Source organism: Superficieibacter sp. BNK-5, from assembly GCF_047456055.1.
Lineage (GTDB): Bacteria > Pseudomonadota > Gammaproteobacteria > Enterobacterales > Enterobacteriaceae > Superficieibacter.
The window spans coordinates 3,640,256-3,660,715 of record NZ_CP179893.1; the positions used below are offsets into that span (position 1 = coordinate 3,640,256).

The following is a 20,460-nucleotide window of genomic DNA, read 5'->3' on the forward strand; positions in this document are numbered from 1 at the left end:
GCGCTGCGCTTACCGGGCCTACAATTATGGTGTAAGTCGCTGATATTGTGGGTTTTGTAGGCCGGGCAAGGCGAAGCCGCCACCCGGCATTATCTGGTATGTGCGTCAGCGTCGTACCCCGGATGCCCGGTGGCGCTGCGCTTACCGGGCCTACGATTATGGTGTAAGGCAATGATATTGTGGGTTTTGTAGGCCGGGCAAGGCGAAGCCGCCACCCGGCATTATCCGGTATGTGCGTCAGCGCCGTACCCCGGATGCCCGGTGGCGCTGCGCTTACCGGGCCTACGACTATGATGTAAGGCGCTGATATTGTGGGTTTTGTAGGCCGGGCAAGGCGAAGCCGCCACCCGGCAAAACGCGTTGCCAGGGCTGGCAACGCGGATAGTCACGTTATTTTGTCAGCGTTTCATTGCCCGGAGCGAGGCTGTGGATCGCCTGCACGCGTTTACGCACGCCAAACCATCCTGCGACCAGCAGCACGGCAATCAGCGGAATGGAACCGATGGTATATGTGCCATTCGGGTAATCAAACGCCATCAGCACCAGTACGCTCAGCAGGAACAGCAGGGTGAGCCACGAGGTAAACGGTGCGCCGGGCATTTTAAAACCAACGTCAGGCGTTTTACCTTCGTTAATTGCCTTGCGCAGGCGCATCTGGCAGACCACGATGAATCCCCACGACGCAATAATGCCCAGCGACGCGACGTTAAGCACAATCTCAAACACCTGTGACGGCACCAGATAGTTCAGGAAGACCCCGATCACGTAGATGAACAGCGTTGCCAGAATACCAGCGTAAGGCACATGTTGACGGCTCATTTTCGACATAAACTTCGGCGCGGAACCGCCCATCGACATCGAACGTAAAATGCGACCAGTGCAATACAGACCAGAGTTCAGGCTGGAAAGCGCCGCCGTCAGCACCACGATATTCATAATGCTGCCGATATACGGTACACCAAGCTTAGAGAAGAAGGTAACAAACGGGCTTTGCCCCGCCTGATAGGCATTCCACGGCAGCAGCAGCACCAGCAGTACCACCGAACCCACATAGAACAGGCCGATACGCCAGATCACGCTATTGATCGCTTTTGGCACCATGGTCTGCGGATCTTTACATTCACCCGCCGCCGTTCCTACCAGTTCGATAGAGGCAAAGGCGAAGACCACGCCCTGTACCAGCACCAGCGCGGGTAGAAGGCCATGTGGGAAGAAGCCGCCGTTATCGGTGATTAAGTGAAAGCCTGTTGTTCCGCCATCCAGCGGTTTGCCGCTGCCGAGGAATACCGTACCGACCACCAGAAACACTACAATGGCCAGCACTTTGATCAGCGCAAACCAGAATTCCATTTCGGCAAACCATTTCACGCCGATCATGTTCATGGTACCGACAATGGCCAGCGCACCGAGGGCAAAAACCCACTGCGGCACATCACCAAAAGCACCCCAGTAATGCATATACAGCGCCACGGCGGTGATATCGACGATACCGGTCATCGCCCAGTTGACGAAGTACATCCAGCCTGCCACATAAGCCGCTTTTTCCCCGAGAAACTCCCGCGCATAAGAGACGAAACTGCCGCTGGAAGGACGGTGAAGCACCAGTTCGCCCAGTGCACGTAGAATGAAGAAGGAGAAGATGCCGCAAACAAGATAGACGATCGCCAGCGAAGGTCCGGCCATTTGCAAACGGGCGCCTGCGCCTAAAAATAAACCGGTGCCGATAGCGCCGCCGATAGCAATCATCTGTACCTGACGGTTGCCCATCGCTTTGTGATATCCCTCTTCATGCGAGTTCAACCACCGGCGTTTGGCAGCACGCTGCTCCGCCGACGTGTGATGTGTTGTGTTCATGTATTTTCCTGTTTTTCCTGTCCAAATCCTGCAAGGATTGCCGATGCCCTTTTAGGCATGCCGTCCGGCGTTTCTCATTATTCTGGTGTAGAGATAACACCGGAGGGGGCGAAGCATCCTACACTCATCCGAAGGATGCCGTAAAGATAGTCAGTCGCCTGAAGAGGATGATTACATAAGAGAATATCAACTGATGCTGGTATATCGGGGAGCGGGCAGGGAGATAAAAAAGCGCTGTTCCGGAGAGTTCAGTCCCGGAACAGCGTGGCGAAAGGTCGCCATATCAGGATCAGGCGGCCGATGGCGTTAAGGTAATACGATCCAGCGGGCCAACAATAAACAGATAAGAGATCAGGCCGATCAGTCCCATCGAACCCACATACAAAATGGCGTAGTCAAATGAGTGGGTATTAGCGATGATCACCCCGATCACCAGCGGAGTGACGATGCTTGCCATATTGCCGCACATGTTAAACACCCCACCGGCGATCCCCAGCACTTCTTTCGGCGATGTGTCGCTGAGTACGCACCAGCCCAGATTGCCGAAACCTTTGGCGAAAAATGCCAGGCTCATTGCGCCGATTACCACCACTTCCGAGGAGGTGTAGTTGGCGACGACGATGACGCAGGAGAGCAACATACCGCAAATCACCGGGAATTTCCGTGCAGTGGTGAGACTGTAGCCGCGTTTAAGCAGCCAGTCGGAAAAGATGCCCCCGAGCAAACCGCCGATAAATCCCGCTATTGCCGGAATACTGGCGACAAAACCGACTTTCAGAATCGACATGCCTTTGGCTTCATACAAATAGGTCGGGAACCAGGTAAGAAAAAACCAGGTAATCGACGTTACGCAGAACTGACCGATATATACCCCAATCATCATCCGGTTAACGCAGACGCTCTTAATTTGCGCGAGGCTTAGTTTAGGCTGGTCTTTTTTGGTGCCAAGACTAGGCTCTCCGCCGCCGTCGCGAATATAGTCCATTTCCTGCTGGTTAATTTTCGGATGGTGCATGGGATCTCTGACTTTAATTAACCAGAATATCCCCAGCACGACGCCGATGGCACCAATATAATAAAAGACAAAATGCCAGCTCAGGTTGTGCAGAATAATCGTCATCAGCGGGGTGATAATGCCCAAAGAGATATATTGTGCTGCCTGATAAACTGAAGTGACAAAACCGCGCTCTCTATTGGGAAACCACTGTACGCTTAAACGACTGTTAGCCGGAAAGGCTGGCGCTTCGATGGCTCCCATCATCAGGCGCAGGATCACCAGCACCATCAGCGGGCTGGCGAACAAAAAAATCGTTCCCTGAAACATGGTAATCAGTGACCAGGCTATTAGTGCCGTACCATAGACCAGTCTTGAACCATATTTATCCAGCAACCAGCCGCCGGGAATTTGCATAATAACATAGGAGATACCAAATACCGAAAATGCGAGTCCTAAATCTTCCGCATCAAAACCTAATTCCTTGCTCATAATAGGCGCAACCACGGAAAGCGTGGCGCGGTCAGCATAATTAAATACGGTGGCCAAAAATAAAAATAACAATATGCCGTAACGCACTTTGGTGCGTTGAATAAGTGCAGTCATTACCAACTCCTTAACAGGGTTGTGTTTTATTTTGTAGGGTAGAGGAGCGGGAAGGTCATTCCCGCCGTAGCGTAGTTAAAATTAAGGGCGTTTACCAAATTCACAGGTGAGCTGCGTCCAGCGGCGGGCCTGTTCGCTGATGCTGAAACCAAGGCCGTGACGCTCAGAGATCCACATCCTTCCGTCGCGTAATTCCAGTTGCTCATTGAACAGCGGGTTCAGCCACTCGAAATGCTCCAGCCACGGTTCCAGCGGGTAGGCGGCGGAGAGATGCAGGTGGACTTCCATGGCGAAGTGCGGAGCCAGCTTGCGACCATGTTTGGCGGCGAGATCCATAATTTTCAGGAACGGCGAGATACCACCGACGCGCGGTGCATCCGGCTGTACGTAATCGCTGGCGTTGCCGAGGATCAATTGCTCATGCTCACGGAAGCTGGTCAGCATTTCCCCGGTGGCAATTGGCGTATCCAGCGCGGCTGCCAGCTGGGCGTGACCTTCAACATCGTAAGCGTCCAGCGGCTCTTCGATCCAGATCAGATTGAATTGTTCCATTTTACGGCCCATGCGGATCGCCGTTTCACGGTCCCACTGCTGATTAGCATCAACCATCAACGGGAAATCATCTCCCAGCGCTTCGCGTACCGCCGTCAGGCGACGGATATCTTCTGCCGTGTTTGGCTGACCCACTTTAATTTTGATGCCGCCGATACCATTTTCCTGGGAAATCACCACGTTTTTCAGCACCTGATCCAGGGGCGTGTGCAGGAAACCGCCGGAGGTGTTGTAGCACTGAACGGAGTCGCGGTGAGCGCCAAGCAGTTTTGCCAGCGGCAGCCCGGCACGTTTGGCTTTCATATCCCACAGCGCTATATCGATAGGGGAGATGGCCTGCACTGCCATGCCGCTACGGCCTACGGATGCGCCAGCCCACAGCAATTTAGTGTAGATTTTGTCAATATCGTTGGGATCTTCACCCAGCAGGTTATCGGCAATTTCTTTAGCGTGCGCATAAATCCCCTGGCCGCCCGCCCGTTTTGAATAACTGAAGCCGACGCCTTCAAAGCCATCGCGGCTGCGGATTTCGGCAATGATGATTGCTACTTCAGTCAGCGGTTTCTGGCGTCCGGTCAGCACTTTTGCATCGCTAACCGGCGTTGCCAGCGGCAGGAATGCCAGCGACAGTTTTACCCATTCTATCCGGTCGCCGGTTTCAGCGGCAGTTTTGACACCCGAAACGCGGGCATAAGAGACAGCATCGGAATTGGCACTTGCGGTCATTTTTTTCTCCTGATGAATTAAAATGTTTGCGCTAACATTTTTATCTCTGGCGGGAGTGGGGTGCCAGCGTTATGGTGAGTTTATGTACAATAGATCACAAATAACGGTGAGAACGGCGCAATTATTGTAATCACGATCACATTCCAGAAGTCTTTGGGAAAGTGCCCAGACTGTAATGATAGCGATAACATTTAGTGGCAATATGAAACAGGTAACAGATTGATTTGTGGTTAAAAATCGGTCGGTGTCTGGCAATGGGGCGGTGCATCATGAATAATGCCGTGACTATAACAACGATCCTTAAAAGGGCTTTGTGGTGAAGAGTTCAAAACTGACGCGCGCGCCGACGCTCGATGACGTTGCCCGCACGGCGGGTTTATCCTCAATGACGGTCAGTCGCGCGCTGAACACGCCGCATCTGGTGCGTCCGAAAACGGTTGAAAAGGTACTGCAGGCGGTGCGAGTCACCGGCTATATTCCCAACGCCCTGGCAGGGGGGCTGGCTTCCCGGCGCAGCCGGTTGATTGCCGTCGTCGTGCCCCAGATTAACAACAATATGTTTGTTGATACCATTCAGACGCTGAGTGATGAACTGGCGTTGCGGGGTTATCACATGCTGCTGTGCGTGGCGGGATATACGCAGCAAACGGAGTCCGAACTGGTTTCCACATTATTATCCCGTCGTCCGGATGGCGTAGTACTGACCGGTATTCATCATTCGCCGGAGCTGAAGAAGATCATTCTTAACGCCGCCATTCCGGTGGTGGAGATCTGGGATCTCACGCCAACGCCACTGGATATGCTGGTGGGGTTTTCTCATGAGAAGATTGGTATTGCCACCGGGGAGTATCTTTACCGTAAAGGCTATCGTCGGCCTGGATTATTATGGGCCGGTGACCAGCGTGCCGCGCAGCGTAAACGCGGGCTGTGCGAGGTGCTGAGCCATTATGGCATCGGTGAGCCGGGGCAGGTGGACGTCCCGCTGCCTGCGTCACTCGCGCTGGGACGCAGTGGGCTTACAGCGCTTCTGGCGCAAAATGACTATGACGTTATCGTTTGTAGTTCCGATACCCTGGCACAAGGGGCGATTATGGAAGCGGAAAGCCGGGGTATGAGTGTGCCTGGTGATTTGGCGGTGATTGGTTTTGGCGATTTAGACTTTGCCGCCAGTAACCGCCCGGCGATCACCACGGTCAGTGTGGATCGCCGGGCGATTGGCTGTCGCGCCGCAACGCTGCTGGCCGACCGTATTGAAGGTGTTGGGCAGGGCGAGAGTATTGTGGATATCGGCTTTCATCTGATTGAGCGCGAGTCGGCGTAATGATAAATCGCAGCGGGTTTTTTATGCTAGCGTTAAGTTCCATTACAAAAGGAGAAGACCATGCCGCACATTGATATCAAATGTTTCCCCCGCGATTTAAACGATGAGCAGAAATCGGCGCTGGCCGCCGATATTACCGAAGTGATTATTCGTCATCTGCAAAGTAAAGAGCAGTCGATCTCGGTGGCACTTAATGAAGTTGAACAAGAAAAATGGCAGCAGGTCTGGGACAGTGAAATTGCCCCGCACATGGACGAGTTGATTAAAAAACCGGGCTACAGTATGTGACCATAGTGCCCGGTGTTTGCATCTGCGCCGTCCCCCGGCTGCCCGGTGGCGCTGCGCTTACCGGGCCTGCGATTTTGGTGTAACTGGCTGATATCATAGATTTTGTAGGCCGGATAAGGCGAAGCCGCCACCCGGCATCGCGACCCTTCGGCTCCCACAGTAAATCGCCATCAAACTGTCATTTAACCGTCACGCACTCCCCCTATAGTCATCGCCAGATCAAGTCCCAAAGAGGATAACAATATGATGGCTCCCCTGTGTTTCTCACAGGTGAGTGCGGCCCGGCGGGTGTTGACCGCAGGGGTTATCACGCTGCCCGTAATGGGAGGGCGCTGATGCACGCATTCACCTCAATCTCTCTGCGAGGCGTTTCCTTCGCCTTCGGCACGCAAACCGTGCTCAATCAGATCGACCTGCACATTGACCCCGGCAGCATCGTGGCGCTTCTCGGTCCTTCCGGCTGCGGCAAAAGCACGCTTTTACGTTTGCTGGCCGGGCTGACGCAGCCCGCCGACGGCGAAATCTTCTTTGGTGAACGGCGGGTGGCGAAACGGGGATGGTCGTTACCTCCGGAAGCGCGGGATATCGGTATGGTGTTCCAGGACTATGCCCTGTGGCCGCATATGACGGTGGCGCAGAATGTCGCCTTTCCCCTGCGCATGCGCGGTGTTCCACGCGCAGAACGCGAGCGTCGGGTTGAGCTGGCACTGCAGCGCGTAGGGCTGGCGGCGTTTGCCGGACGGAAACCTGCCGGGTTATCAGGCGGCCAGCAACAGCGGGTAGCGCTGGCACGCGCCATCGTCGCCGAACCGCGCGTGCTGTTGTTTGATGAACCGCTTTCCAACCTCGACAGCGAACTTCGCGAGTCGCTGTGCCTGGAAATGAGCCAGCTGTTGCGCCAGTTGGGTACCACGGCGGTTTACGTCACCCACGACCGTCGTGAAGCAGAACTGCTCGCCGACCGCATTGTGCATCTTTCTGGCGGCAGTATTGCCGCCATTCGTTCTGTTACATCATCCTCAGGGGAACCCGTATGACATCCGTATTTGCCATTAAAAAAGGAGTTGTGTTAGCCATCATGTTGTCATCTGCCATGATATCCAGCGCCCATGCGCTGACGGTATATACCGCCGGACCCGGCTCCCTGGCGAAAAATCTTGCCAGCGGTTACGAAAAGAAAACCGGCGTAAAGGTGAATATTTTCCAGGCCACCACCGGTAAAGTGATGGCCCGGCTGGAAGCGGAACAGGCCAATCCACAGGCCGATATTCTGATTTCTGCCTCATGGGATACGGCTGAAGATCTGCATCAGCGCGGCTGGCTGCTGCCCTATCAGAGCGCCAATGCCGCTAACGTGCCGGCAAATCTCAAATCGGCTGACTTTATCGCTCAGGGCGTATCGGCGCTGGGCATCGTCTGGAATAGCAAAAGCGGTACACCGGAGCCGAAAGAGTGGCAGGATCTAACCGGTCCGGCATTTAAAGATAAGGTTACGACGCCGGATCCCGCGCTGTCGGGTGCCTCGCTGGATCTGCTGATTGGTCTGCAAAACGGCATGGGTGAAAAAGCCTGGAGCCTGTTTGACGCGCTGAAAAACAACGGCATGGTGGTCAGCGGACCGAATGCGCAGGCGGTAACCCCGGTTATGCAGGGGGCAAAGGCGGCGGTTTTCGGCGCAGTGGATTATGTCTCTTATGGCAATATCAGTCAGGGTGAATCGCTGAAAGTGATTTTCCCGGCCAGCGGAACGGTGATTGCGCCACGCCCGATGATGATCCTTAAAACCAGCAAACAGGTGGATGAGGCCAAAGGCTTTATCGACTATGTATTGTCACCGGAAGGTCAGACGCTGGTGGCAGATGCCTGGTTGATGCCTGCCCGCAGCGATGTAAAAGCAAAACGTCCGCTACTGGATGAACTGAACATCCTGCCGACCACCAGTGACGGCAGCAGTGAGCGTAGCAGCGTTCTTACCCGCTTCAATAAACTCTTCGCGCAATAACGCTATCGGCGGGGGCGACCCCGCCTGCAGGACTGACTCGTGAAACAAAAACTCATTCCGGCCTTTACGCTGGCGATGCTCTTGCTGCTGGTCGCCTTACCGCTATTGTTTATTATTTTGCAGGCCATCTTTCCCCATTTCAGCAGTGGTAGGTGGCAGGATGCCTTTGCTGGCATCTCCCCGCTGCTTCATGACCCACAATTGCCCGCCATGCTGGGCGGAACGCTGACGATTGCCGCCGGGGTGGCGATATTAAGCGCTTTGATTGGCCTGCCGCTGGGTGTCGCGCGAGGGTTGTTCAGGCTACCGCTGGCAAAACTGTGGGATATTTTATTTTTAATCCCGTTTCTGACGCCGCCGTATATTGCCGCACTTTCGTGGATGCTGGTGCTGCAAACGCAGGGATATCTTCAGCAGTGTACCGGCATTAACCTTAACGATCTGCTGTTCAGCCGCAGCGGGATTATTCTGGTGATGACGCTGAACATTTTTCCGGTGGTTTATTTTGCCGTGTCGCGCAGTTTACTTGCCAGCGGACAGCGGCTGGCCCTGGTGGGGCGGGTGCACGGCGCTACCGCATGGCGGGCATTCTGGCATATCACACTGCCGATGGTTTCTCCGGCGCTGGCGGCGGGAATGCTGCTCGCCTTTACTCTGGCTATTGAAGAGTACGGGGTGCCCGCCGCGCTCGGTTCACGGGCCGGGGTAGTGATGCTGACCGTGGGTATTGAGAAAAAGCTGGCGGACTGGCCCATCGATCTTCCCGGCGCGTCCTTGCTTTCGCTGGTGTTAATTGTCGTGGCGCTGGGCGGCTGGTGGCTACAACGTCGGCTGGTGGGCGATAAAGACGTGACCAGTATTACTGGCAAACCCACGGAAAACAGCGGTGCGCATCCTGGCAGGTTTATGATCCCGGTTATTATGGCAATGAGTCTGGTGGCACTACTGGCGGTAGGTTTGCCAGGTATGTCGATGGCGCTGACAGGAATGATGGCCACACTATCCGGGGGCGTGTCCTGGGAAAACGTGACGTTGTCACACTATACGGCATTATTCAGCCAGCAGGGCGATGCGCTTTCGGCCCTGGGCACCAGTCTGTCACTGGCGTTTTGCGCGGCACTCGTCACCGGGCTGGTAGGGCTGCTGGCCGCCTGGCTGGTGGTAGTGCAGAAGATCAAAGGTCGTAGCCTGATTGATGCGCTTTCACTGATGCCCGCCGCGCTGCCGGGAATTGTTGTCGGCGTGGGGCTGATCCTGCTCTGGAACCGCACTTTCTGGCCCGTTTCCCCCTACAATACCTGGGCGATTTTGCTGCTTTCTTATTGCTGCCTGCTGTTGCCGTGGCCGGTACGCTATGTTGGCAGCGCGCTGCGCCAGTTGGGCGGCAATCTGGAACCGGCGGCCCGGGTCCATGGTGCATCTTCACTTCAGGCGCTGCGGTTAATTGTCCTGCCGCTGGTGTTCCCGGCGATGCTGGCCGCCATGCTAATGGTGTTTGCGATCGCCTCGCGCGAGTTAGTGACATCACTGCTGCTTGCGCCAGCGGGAACGCAGACGGTGGCAGTGTTTATCTGGCGGCAGTTCGAGCAGGGTTCTCCCGGTCAGGGAATGGCGATGGCGACGCTCACCCTGATCACCGGGCTGGGGCTGATGGCTGGTGCAATGGTATTGATGCAGCGCGGGGAGCGGCCAGCGATCGCACAAATTCGCCGCCGTAAAAAATAATCCAGGGTATAAAGGGTTAAACGTATTTTGCCGGAGCCTTTCATGACCCCGTTTTTGCACGCATATTTATCCCGACTGGCGTGGGAAGAAGTCCCTGACGTTAACATTGAAACGCTGCGGGCAGTACATTTGCAGCATAACTGTACCATTCCCTTTGAAAACCTTGATGTGCTTCTGCCAGGCGAGATCCTGCTCGATGAGCAATCTCTGGAAGATAAACTGGTCACCGCCCGGCGGGGTGGCTACTGTTTCGAACAAAACGGCCTGTTTGAGCGGGCGCTGGCGGAGATTGGCTTTCGCGTGCGCAGCCTGCTCGGACGGGTGGTGCTGGCTACGCCACCACAAATGCCGCCGCGCACCCACCGGCTACTGCTGGTGGAGCTGGAGGGCGAATTATGGATTGCCGATGCCGGATTTGGTAGCCAGACCCTGACCGCCCCGATCCGCCTGCTGGCGGACATTGAGCAAAGCACGCCGCACGGTCGTTACCGGTTACAGCAGGAGCGGAGCGACTGGATTTTACAGTTCTGGCACCATGAGCGCTGGCAGTCGATGTATCGTTTCGATCTTACCGAGTGCTATCTTGCAGATTTTATGATGGGTAACTTCTGGTCCGCCCACTGGCCGCAGTCGCATTTTCTGCATCATCTGCTGATGTGCCGTCATTTGCCTGACGGCGGCAAGCTGACGCTGACCAATTTCCATTTTACCCACTGGCAGCACGAGCGTGCCGTCGAGCAGTTCACTCTACCGGATGTCGCGGCCCTGTATGAAACCGTACAAACGCGTTTTGGGCTGGGGGTGAGCGATCACCGCTACGGTTTTAGCCTTGATGCGCTGTCGGCGGTGATGGCCGGGTTTGATACTCATCCGCAGGCCGGGAAGTAGTCCCGGCTGGGGAGTGACGTCACACGGCTATAGCAACCCTTTTTGCGTGAAAGTGATTTTGGTTGCGTCGTTGAGGTCCATCTCTTTGATCATGTCAGGAGAGACCCAGGCGATCTCCTGAAATTCCTCGTTGAAGGTAATGGTCCGGTTGGCACTGAGGCAGTCAAAGATAAGATAAATCATGTAGATCTCTTCGCGGGTGCCATCCGCATACTGTTTAATGCGGGTATCATCCCGGAAAGCCCAGGGTTTGACCTCCACAATCTCCAGCGCATCGCCCAGCTCTTCCCGAATTTCTCGCCTGAGAGCGTCCTCTATGGTTTCTCCTGGCTCCATTCCTCCGCCGGGCAAGGCCCATTGACCAGGAAACACGCCGCGGTCGGCAGCCATTTTACACAGCAAATAGTGCCCGTCGTTTTGAATAACCGGGCAGGTAATTATTCTCTGGCGCATCTTATCTCCGTAATATTAACAGTCCATAAGCGGGTTATTCGCTAAGGATACGCCTCTTTAGAGCAGAAAGATTATCTATCCCAGCTCCAGAGTAATCATTTTTGCCAGATGGCGTTCAAAGGCCGTTTGATCGAGGCTTGCCATTCCCAGCACCGCGATGCCGTCCAGACCGCAGACCAGCGAAATCAGCCGCCAGGCAATGTTTTCCGCGCTGTCGGAGAGGGTAAATTCACCCGCCTGGCAGCCCTGATGAATAATTTTTACCGTTTCATCGTGCCACATTTCCATCGTCAGGATGTAGGCACCTTTGATGTCGTCATCTTTGGCCGCGAGGATCTGCGCTTCTCGCCACAGACGGATGTATTTTTCAAACCGTTCATCATTACTGCCCAGCATCATGTGAAGCTGCTGATGCCAGGTAGCCTGCTCATGCAGGATGTCCACATCAAGCAGCGCGCGAATGACGCGAATAAAGGCCAGCGATTTCAATTCCGCGCCGGAGGTGAAATGATGGTGTACCTGGCCGGTTGCCACGCCTGCTTCGCTGGCAATACGCCGGACGGTCATGGCGGTAAAGCCGTCATCCAGCGCCACACGCATCGCGGCCTGCAAAATATGCTCCCGGCGTTCTTCGCGATTGAGATAGCTCATTACCTTCTTTTTCCTCACTAAATCTTCTGTAGCAGAGAATACCAAAAAAGCTGGACAAGCGTTCAACTTTCCGTAGGATCGGCGAAGTTGGACATTTGTCCAGATTTAAAATTGAGGATGTTTGTATGTCTCGTCAGTGGCTGACGTTAGTGATTATCGTGCTGGTATATATTCCGGTGGCGATTGATGCCACGGTACTGCATGTCGCCGCGCCCACCCTGAGCGTGACGCTGGGCGCGAGCGGTAATCAACTGCTGTGGATCATTGATATTTACTCGCTGGTGATGGCGGGCCTGGTATTGCCGATGGGCGCGCTGGGTGACCGCATCGGCTATAAGCGGCTGTTAATGCTGGGGAGTGCACTATTTGGCGTGGCGTCGATGCTGGCGGCCATTGCCCATAGCGCAGAGTGGCTTATTATGACCCGCGTGTTACTGGCGGGGGGCGCGGCGATGATCCTCCCGGCGACGCTTGCCGGGATCCGCACCACCTTTACTCAGGTACGTGAGCGCAATATCGCGCTGGGGATCTGGACCGCCGTCGGCTCAGGCGGCGCGGCATTCGGGCCGCTCATTGGCGGGATGGTGCTGGCGCAGTTTCACTGGAGTGCGATCTTCCTGATTAACGTGCCCATTATCCTGATCGTGCTGCTGCTGGGCGCGTATTTGTTGCCGCGGCAGGCGGGGCGTCGGGAGCAACCGCTGGATCTGGCGCATGCGCTGGTGCTGATTACGGCGATCCTGCTGCTGGTCTATGGCATTAAAACCGGCATGAAAGGGCAGCTTGCCATCGGTACCGTACTGGCGATTTTAGTGGCGGGCGCGGCGCTACTGGCTGTTTTTATTCACCTGCAATTACGGGCGGTACGGCCGATGATTGACCTGAGCCTGTTTACGCACCGTATTATTTTAAGCGGGGTGGTGATGGCGATGACGGCGATGATAACGCTGGTGGGATTTGAACTGCTGATGGCGCAGGAGTTGCAGTTTGTCCACGGGATGACGCCGTTTGCCGCCGGACTATTTATGCTGCCGGTTATGGTGGCGAGTGGTTTTAGTGGACCTATTGCCGGCATGCTGGTCTCGCGCCTGGGATTACGTTATGTGGCGACGGGCGGCATGACGCTTAGCGCGCTGAGCTTTCTCGGGTTGTCGATGACCAGCTTTAGCGCTCAGCCCTGGCAGGCATGGTGTCTGATGGCGCTGCTGGGATTCAGCGCCGCCAGCGCCTTACTGGCTTCAACGGCAGCCATTATGGCTGCGGCACCGAAAGAAAAAGCGGCGGCGGCAGGGGCGATTGAAACGATGGCTTATGAACTCGGGGCCGGGCTGGGTATTGCGCTTTTCGGGGTGATCCTCAGCCGCAGCTATGCCGGGTCTGTCACCCTGCCTGGCGGATTAACGGCGGAGCAGGCCGGACAGGCAACGTCTTCCATTGCAGAAGCGATCCAACTTGCCGCAACGCTGGATCACGGTATGGCCCAGGCGCTGATCGCCGCGGCCAGAGAGGCATTCATCACCTCACATAGCGTGGCGTTGTACTCTGCCGGCGGTATGCTGCTCTTGCTGGCCGCCGGGATCTGGTTTGGTCTGGCAAACGCAGAAAAAAAGCCAGCTTAACGCTGGCGGGTGGCATACCAGCTTAGCAGGGAGCCTGCGCAGACCATGCAGGCTCCCTGCCAGAAAGCCCATGACAGGGACGCATTAAGCAACAGGGCGGCCAGTGCCGAGGAGAGTACCGGGGTAAAATACGATGCGGTCGCCAGGATGGTCACATTACCGTGCAGGATGCCGACGTTCCACGCGGCATAGCCAAAACCCAGCGCCAGAGCTACCAGGCCGAGCCTGAGCGTTACCGGCCAGCTAAAGAGCATCGGCGGCTGTTCAGAAAGCACATATTTTAACCATAAAGTCACCGCGGTCAGTAAAATAAACAGCGTGATCCCGTTATTTCCCTCGGCATATTTGCGGGTTACGGTACAGTAAGCGGCCCAGATAATCGCGCCGCAAAATGCCAGAATATAGCTCAGGGGGCTGGAAACAACGTTGCTGATAATATCATCAATACTGAATCCATTATCTCCACCCAATACCCAGCCGACGCCGATAATACACAACAACAGGCCGGGGATTATCCATCCATTTGTACGCTGGCCGTTAAACAGAATGGCGAACAAAATAGTCAGCCCTGGCCACAGGTAATTAACCATTCCGGCTTCGATCGCCTGGTGGCGTGTGGTTGCATACCCCAGCGACAGTGCAAGACAAATTTCATAGCACACGAACAGCACGCTACCTGCGACAAGATAGCGCCGGGGGAAGCGGCGGATATCGGGAAAACCGACGGTGACCAGCAGTAAAAGACCGCTGAGGGTGTAAATCATCGCCGCGCCACCCACGGGACCGAGACCTTCACTGACTCCCCGAATAAGCCCGACCATTGTACTCCACAGGATAATAGCCATCAGTCCAATAAGCGTTGCGCGTTGTTTAGTCATGGTCAGTCAGTATGCCCAATAGAATGCCAAACGGCAGTTATAACATTTTTGTTCCATCATGCCGAATTAATCACCAGCGTCATTACTTCCTAAGGATTAATGAAATTCGCTCGCCACGACTATTAAGAGGGCGTTAACGGGCTGAATTGATTTGACGCAAAAAATTCAGGGGCTTTGCTGTTAGTTTCCGTGCCGCACGTCATTTCAGAATAATGAGGAAGGCAATGAACGTCAGTCGCAGAAAATTTTTTAAAATCTGCGCGGGTGGTATGGCCGGGACAACGGCGGCGGCGTTGGGGTTTGCCCCCCAAATGGCGCTGGCTCAGGCGCGAAATTATAAATTGCTGCGCGCCAAAGAGATCCGTAATACCTGCACATACTGCTCCGTGGGTTGTGGACTCTTGATGTACAGCCTCGGTGATGGGGCAAAGAATGCGAAAGAGGCGATTTATCATATTGAAGGCGACCCGGATCATCCGGTCAGCCGCGGGGCGCTATGTCCGAAAGGCGCGGGCCTGCTGGACTACGTTCATAGCGATAATCGCCTGCGCTATCCAGAGTATCGCGTGCCGGGTTCCGACAAATGGCAGCGCATCAGCTGGAACGACGCGTTTGATCGCATTGCCCGCCTGATGAAGGCCGACCGCGACGCCCATTTTATTGAGAAAAACGAACAGGGTGTTACGGTCAATCGCTGGTTGTCCACCGGGATGCTGTGCGCCTCGGCGGCGAGTAATGAGACCGGCATGCTGACGCAAAAATTTGTTCGCTCGCTGGGGATGCTGGCAGTCGATAACCAGGCACGCGTCTGACACGGACCAACGGTAGCAAGTCTTGCTCCAACATTTGGTCGCGGTGCGATGACAAACCACTGGGTTGATATCAAAAACGCCAATGTAGTGATGGTGATGGGTGGTAATGCCGCCGAAGCGCATCCGGTGGGGTTCCGCTGGGCGATGGAAGCCAAAAATAATAACGACGCACTGCTGATCGTGGTCGATCCGCGCTTTACGCGCACGGCGTCGGTGGCGGATATCTATGCGCCTATTCGTTCCGGCACGGACATCACCTTCCTGTCCGGCGTCCTGCTGTACCTGATCCAGCATCAAAAAATGAATGCTGAATACGTTAAGCACTACACCAACGCCAGTTTGCTGGTGCGGGATGACTTTAATTTTGATGACGGCTTGTTCAGCGGTTACGACGCGCAAAAGCGTCAGTACGATAAGTCCTCATGGAACTATCAGTTCGATGAAAATGGCTACGCCCGTCGCGATGACACGCTGACTCACCCGCGCTGCGTCTGGAACCTGCTGAAACAGCATGTTTCCCGCTATACGCCGGACGTGGTGGAGAATATCTGCGGTACGCCGAAAGCGGATTTCCTGAAGGTGTGTGAAGCGCTGGCCTCAACCAGTGCGGCGGACCGAACCACCACCTTCCTGTACGCGCTGGGGTGGACCCAGCATACCGTGGGCGCACAGAACATCCGTACCATGGCGATGATCCAGTTACTGCTGGGGAATATGGGTATGGCGGGCGGCGGGGTCAATGCGCTGCGCGGTCATTCCAACATTCAGGGATTAACCGACTTAGGGTTGCTCTCTACCAGTTTGCCGGGCTATCTGACGCTGCCGTCGGAGAAACAACCCGATCTGCAAACCTATCTTACGGCCAGCACGCCGAAAGCGACGCTGCCGGACCAGGTGAACTACTGGAGCAACTATCCGAAGTTCTTCGTCAGTCTGATGAAATCGTTTTACGGCGAGGCAGCGCAGGCGGAAAACAACTGGGGCTTTGACTGGCTGCCGAAGTGGGATCAGTCCTATGACGTCATCAAGTATTTCAACATGATGCACAAGGGGAAAGTGACGGGCTATATCTGCCAGGGCTTTAACCCGGTCGCCTCGTTCCCGGATAAGAACAAGGTGGTGCAGTCGCTCAGCAAGTTGAAATACATGATCGTCGTCGATCCACTGGTTACCGAGACATCGACGTTCTGGCAAAACCACGGCGAGATGAACGATGTGGACACGGCGTCTATTCAGACCGAAGTGTTCCGTCTGCCGTCAACCTGCTTTGCTGAAGAGGATGGATCGATTGCCAATTCCGGTCGCTGGTTGCAGTGGCACTGGAAAGGCCAGGACGCGCCGGGGGAAGCGCTCAATGACGGCGAGATCCTGGCGGGGATTTATCACCGCCTGCGCGATTTGTACCGCACTGAAGGCGGGCCGGGCGCGGAGCCGCTGCTGAAAATGGCGTGGGACTATGAGCAGCCGGATCGTCCCCAGTCTGAAGAGGTCGCGAAGGAGAACAATGGCCTCGCGCTGGCCGATCTCTATGATGCCAGCGGTGCGCTGGTGGCGAAAAAAGGCCAGTTGCTGAACAGCTTTGCGCTGCTGCGCGATGATGGCACCACCGCATCCTCCTGCTGGATCTACAGCGGCAGCTGGACGGAGCAGGGCAACCAGATGGCGAACCGCGATAACGCCGATCCGTCCGGGCTGGGGAACACTCTCGGCTGGGCGTGGGCGTGGCCGCTGAACCGACGCGTACTCTATAACCGCGCCTCGGCGGATATTCACGGTAAACCCTGGGACCCGAAACGGACGCTGATTGCCTGGAACGGTACGACGTGGAGCGGTAACGATATTCCTGATTTTAATACCGCGCCGCCGGGGAGCAACACCGGGCCGTTTATTATGCAGCCGGAAGGGCTGGGACGGCTATTTGCCCTCGATAAGCTGGCGGAAGGGCCGTTCCCGGAGCATTACGAGCCGATGGAGACGCCGCTGGGAACCAACCCGCTGCACCCGAATGTGATTTCCAGCCCGGTCGTGCGTGTGTATGACGAGGATGCGCAGCGGCTGGGTAAGAAAGATAACTTCCCGTATGTCGGGACGACGTATCGCCTGACCGAGCATTTCCACACCTGGACCAAACATGCCCGGCTGAATGCCATCGCACAGCCGCAGCAGTTCGTTGAGATCAGCGAAGGGCTGGCCACCGCAAAAGGAATACTGAATGGCGATCGGGTGACGGTGAGCAGCCAGCGCGGCTTTATTCGTGCGGTGGCGGTAGTGACCCGGCGTTTGCAGACCTTGCAGGTGAACGGTCAGCAGGTTGAGACCGTCGGCATTCCGCTGCACTGGGGCTTCGAAGGGGTGGCGCAGAAAGGCTATATCGCCAATACCTTAACGCCTAACGTCGGCGACGCCAACTCGCAGACGCCGGAATATAAAGCGTTTTTAGTTAACATCGAGAAGGCGTAAGGGAGCGAACCATGACAATGGAAACACAGGACATTATCAAACGCTCCGCCACCAATCCGGTTACGCCACCTCCCCAGGTGCGTGATTATAAACTGGAAGTGGCCAAGCTTATCGATGTCTCCTCCTGCGTGGGCTGTAAAGCCTGCCAGGTGGCCTGCTCAGAGTGGAATGATATCCGTGATGAGGTGGGGCACTGCGTCGGGGTTTACGATAATCCCGCCGACCTGAGCGCTAAGTCCTGGACGGTGATACGCTTTAGCGAGACCGAGGAGAATGGCCGACTGGAATGGCTGATCCGCAAAGACGGCTGTATGCACTGCGCGGATCCTGGCTGTCTGAAAGCCTGTCCCTCCGCCGGAGCGATTATTCAGTATGCCAACGGTATTGTTGATTTTCAGTCAGAGCATTGCATCGGTTGCGGCTACTGCATTGCCGGCTGTCCGTTCAACGTACCGCGGCTGAATAAGGACGATAACCGGGTCTATAAATGCACGCTGTGTGTGGATCGGGTGAGCGTCGGGCAGGAACCTGCCTGCGTGAAAACCTGTCCCACCGGGGCGATTCACTTTGGCACTAAGCAGGAGATGCTGGAGGTGGCGGTGGAACGGGTCGGGAAACTCCGGGCACGTGGTTATCAGCATGCGGGCGTGTATAACCCGGCGGGCGTGGGCGGTACGCATGTGATGTACGTCCTGCATCATGCGGACCGGCCGCAGCTCTATCACGGTTTAGCGAAAGATCCCCATATCGATACCGCTGTTACGCTATGGAAAGGGGTACTGAAGCCGCTCTCCGCAATAGGCTTTGTCGCCACCTTTGCCGGACTGATCTATCACTACATTGGCATTGGCCCGAATAAAGAGGTCGATGATGAGGAGGACCATCATGAGTAAAATGATTGTGCGTACCACCTTTATCGACCGGGCCTGTCACTGGACGGTGGTGATCTGTTTCTTTCTGGTAGCGCTGTCGGGGATTTCGTTTTTCTTCCCGACGCTTCAGTGGCTGACGGAAACCTTCGGCACGCCGCAGATGGGGCGCATCCTCCATCCGTTCTTTGGGGTAGTGATTTTTATTGCGCTGATGTTTATGTTCGTGCGCTTTGTGCACCATAACATCCCGGATAAGCAGGATATCCCGTGGGTGAAGGGGATCGTCGAGGTCCTGAAGGGGAATGAGCATAAGGTCGCCCGGGTAGGAAAATACAACGCCGGACAGAAAATGATGTTCTGGAGCATCATGAGCATGATTTTTGTGTTACTGGTGACGGGCGTGATTATCTGGCGTCCTTATTTTGCGCAATACTTCCCGATTCAGGTGATCCGCTACAGCCTGCTGCTGCACGCGACGTCGGCGATTATTTTGATCCATGCCATCCTTATTCATATGTATATGGCGTTCTGGGTGAAAGGTTCCATTAACGGCATGGTGGAAGGGAAGGTTAGCCGTCGCTGGGCGAAGAAGCATCACCCGCGCTGGTATCGGGATGTGGAACGGCTGGAAGCAAAAAAAGAGAGTAGCGAAGGGATGTGATCTCTCTCCGGCCCCCTCGTGGGGCCGGGTTTTAGTCGAGGAATAGCGCTGGAGACACGCCAAACCGTGCGGCAAGTTTTTTTATATGCGCGAGGGTAAGCTGGCGTTCACCGTTTAATACACGCGATACCATAGATTTGCTACCGATTTCATCTTTAAAATCTGAAAGCGTTAGATTATGTTGATCGATCAGGATTCGTAGCGTGGCGAGTGCTGAAGGGGTTTCAGCGCTCGCTTTTCTGAAGGCCGCGACTTCAGGTAACGTTGCTTCATACGCCGCAATTTTTGCGGCTACCAGCTCAAGCAACGGGTTTTCCGGATCGTGCAGGAGCCAATATTCAATCAGCCTCAGAGCATCATCATAGTCCTCACATCGTGTACTACCGACAAGGAGGGGGATTGCTCGTTTTAATGCTTCTGCTGCTTTTAATGCCTCTTCTACAGCCATTTGGTTTTTCCTTTAGTGCGGCACTTCATTACAAATTCATCATACTCTTTATGTGTGTAAATATGCCGGACATAAAATTTTTGGGTTTTAAAAAAGATGATTGCAATGATACGTAGCCTGTTTCTTGCAATATCAATAACATAGTACTTATCAATATATTTAATATTATCCAGAGTGGGATAAATTTGTCGCAGTAAATCAGGAGTAGGGAAATGCCCTTTGGCAATAATCTTTCCCATTGCGATCAACTCATCTCTGAACTGTGGATACTTCTCTGCCGCCACGGCAAGTTTCTTTTGTGAAATTACATGCATATGACCTTCCGTTGCCATTTTGTCAACACTATACGCTCAGTGCAGCTTAATCACACGCTTTTCTTCAGGCAATAGAGATAGCGCAAAGCCTGAAAGCGCCTCGCAATATTTGGTATTTTCAGGCTAATGTTGCTGGTGGATAAATCATTAGTTACAACATACTTAATGCTTATCTTTAATAAATCATCATACGCAACGCCGTACCATTACTTAGCCAGCTTGCCAGGTAGAGCGGGTCACCCCCTAAACAAAAACACCACCTTCCGGAGAAGATGGTGTCAGCTTGTAAAAAATCGGGTTTTACTATGTCTGTGCCGTTTTGCGGGGTGGCGGCTT

At 54.9% G+C, this 20,460-nt stretch carries 18 protein-coding genes; 10 read left to right on the plus strand and 8 right to left on the minus strand.

Annotation, left to right across the window (positions count from 1 at the left end; translation table 11 throughout):
* Positions 1-390: 390 nt before the first annotated feature.
* From ansP to ACMGGS_RS17355, 3 genes are all read right to left on the minus strand, one after another.
* The gene (ansP, locus tag ACMGGS_RS17345) at positions 391-1,854 is read right to left on the minus strand and encodes an L-asparagine permease (protein ID WP_414163658.1); all 1,464 of its coding nucleotides are present in this window, start codon (positions 1,852-1,854) and stop codon (positions 391-393) included.
* Positions 1,855-2,143: 289 nt separating this feature from the next.
* The gene (locus tag ACMGGS_RS17350; RefSeq protein ID WP_414163659.1) at positions 2,144-3,454 is read right to left on the minus strand and encodes an MFS transporter; all 1,311 of its coding nucleotides are present in this window, start codon (positions 3,452-3,454) and stop codon (positions 2,144-2,146) included.
* A gap of 81 nt (positions 3,455-3,535) precedes the next feature.
* Positions 3,536-4,732, minus strand: a complete 1,197-nt coding sequence (locus ACMGGS_RS17355; RefSeq protein WP_414163660.1) for an L-talarate/galactarate dehydratase — start codon at positions 4,730-4,732, stop codon at positions 3,536-3,538.
* 316 nt (positions 4,733-5,048) lie between these two features.
* Here ACMGGS_RS17355 and ACMGGS_RS17360 point away from each other — a divergent pair, with 316 nt between their 5' ends.
* The 6 genes from ACMGGS_RS17360 (at position 5,049) to nhoA (ending at position 10,956) form a co-directional block, all read left to right on the plus strand.
* Positions 5,049-6,053 carry a LacI family DNA-binding transcriptional regulator gene (locus ACMGGS_RS17360; protein ID WP_414163661.1) on the plus strand — a complete coding sequence of 335 codons (1,005 nt, stop codon included), beginning with the start codon at positions 5,049-5,051 and terminating at the stop codon, positions 6,051-6,053.
* A 60-nt stretch (positions 6,054-6,113) separates the two neighbouring features.
* A complete protein-coding gene (pptA, locus tag ACMGGS_RS17365) occupies positions 6,114-6,341 on the plus strand; it encodes a tautomerase PptA (RefSeq protein ID WP_414163662.1) in 228 nt (75 codons plus the stop codon).
* A 335-nt stretch (positions 6,342-6,676) separates the two neighbouring features.
* Positions 6,677-7,378, plus strand: coding sequence for an ABC transporter ATP-binding protein (locus ACMGGS_RS17370; RefSeq protein ID WP_414163663.1), 702 nt, complete (start codon positions 6,677-6,679; stop codon positions 7,376-7,378).
* On the plus strand, positions 7,375-8,343 hold the full coding sequence (locus tag ACMGGS_RS17375; protein WP_414163664.1) for an ABC transporter substrate-binding protein: 969 nt from the start codon (positions 7,375-7,377) through the stop codon (positions 8,341-8,343). Before ACMGGS_RS17370 ends, ACMGGS_RS17375 begins: the two co-directional genes overlap by 4 nt.
* A gap of 75 nt (positions 8,344-8,418) precedes the next feature.
* Positions 8,419-10,068 (plus strand): ABC transporter permease, encoded by a 1,650-nt coding sequence (locus tag ACMGGS_RS17380; protein WP_414166304.1) that lies wholly within the window; start codon positions 8,419-8,421, stop codon positions 10,066-10,068.
* A 42-nt stretch (positions 10,069-10,110) separates the two neighbouring features.
* On the plus strand, positions 10,111-10,956 hold the full coding sequence (nhoA, locus tag ACMGGS_RS17385) for an N-hydroxyarylamine O-acetyltransferase (protein WP_414163665.1): 846 nt from the start codon (positions 10,111-10,113) through the stop codon (positions 10,954-10,956).
* 27 nt (positions 10,957-10,983) lie between these two features.
* Here nhoA and nudI read toward each other — a convergent pair whose 3' ends face one another.
* Both nudI and ACMGGS_RS17395 read right to left on the minus strand, forming a co-directional pair.
* Positions 10,984-11,409 carry a nucleoside triphosphatase NudI gene (gene nudI, locus ACMGGS_RS17390; RefSeq protein WP_414163666.1) on the minus strand — a complete coding sequence of 142 codons (426 nt, stop codon included), beginning with the start codon at positions 11,407-11,409 and terminating at the stop codon, positions 10,984-10,986.
* Positions 11,410-11,484: 75 nt separating this feature from the next.
* Entirely contained in the window at positions 11,485-12,060 is a 576-nt protein-coding gene (locus ACMGGS_RS17395) for a TetR family transcriptional regulator (RefSeq protein WP_414163667.1), read from the minus strand.
* Between the two features lie 125 nt (positions 12,061-12,185).
* On the opposite strand from ACMGGS_RS17395, the gene ACMGGS_RS17400 reads away from it, so the two are divergent.
* Complete coding sequence (locus ACMGGS_RS17400; protein ID WP_414163668.1) at positions 12,186-13,679, plus strand: SmvA family efflux MFS transporter; 1,494 nt, start codon at positions 12,186-12,188, stop codon at positions 13,677-13,679.
* Here ACMGGS_RS17400 and yddG read toward each other — a convergent pair.
* Complete coding sequence (yddG, locus tag ACMGGS_RS17405; RefSeq protein ID WP_414163669.1) at positions 13,676-14,557, minus strand: aromatic amino acid DMT transporter YddG; 882 nt, start codon at positions 14,555-14,557, stop codon at positions 13,676-13,678. The genes ACMGGS_RS17400 and yddG overlap by 4 nt on opposite strands.
* 224 nt (positions 14,558-14,781) lie before the next feature.
* On the opposite strand from yddG, the gene fdnG reads away from it, so the two are divergent.
* Genes fdnG through fdnI form a run of 3 tightly spaced genes read left to right on the plus strand, consistent with a single transcriptional unit; the run spans position 14,782 to position 19,362 of the window.
* Positions 14,782-17,829, plus strand: a complete 3,048-nt coding sequence (gene fdnG / locus ACMGGS_RS17410) for a formate dehydrogenase-N subunit alpha (protein ID WP_414163670.1) — start codon at positions 14,782-14,784, stop codon at positions 17,827-17,829.
* Between the two features lie 11 nt (positions 17,830-17,840).
* Complete coding sequence (gene fdxH, locus ACMGGS_RS17415) at positions 17,841-18,722, plus strand: formate dehydrogenase subunit beta (protein ID WP_414163671.1); 882 nt, start codon at positions 17,841-17,843, stop codon at positions 18,720-18,722.
* Positions 18,715-19,362: a formate dehydrogenase-N subunit gamma gene (fdnI, locus tag ACMGGS_RS17420; protein WP_414163672.1), complete on the plus strand. Its 648-nt coding sequence runs from the start codon at positions 18,715-18,717 to the stop codon at positions 19,360-19,362. The genes fdxH and fdnI overlap by 8 nt, the downstream gene beginning before the upstream one ends.
* Before the next feature lie 31 nt (positions 19,363-19,393).
* On the opposite strand, the gene ACMGGS_RS17425 is transcribed toward fdnI, so the two are convergent.
* Together ACMGGS_RS17425 and ACMGGS_RS17430 are read right to left on the minus strand one after the other, a co-directional pair.
* Entirely contained in the window at positions 19,394-19,810 is a 417-nt protein-coding gene (locus ACMGGS_RS17425) for a helix-turn-helix domain-containing protein (RefSeq protein WP_414163673.1), read from the minus strand.
* Entirely contained in the window at positions 19,801-20,142 is a 342-nt protein-coding gene (locus ACMGGS_RS17430) for a type II toxin-antitoxin system HigB family toxin (RefSeq protein ID WP_414163674.1), read from the minus strand. The genes ACMGGS_RS17425 and ACMGGS_RS17430 overlap by 10 nt, the downstream gene beginning before the upstream one ends.
* Positions 20,143-20,460: the final 318 nt, after the last annotated feature.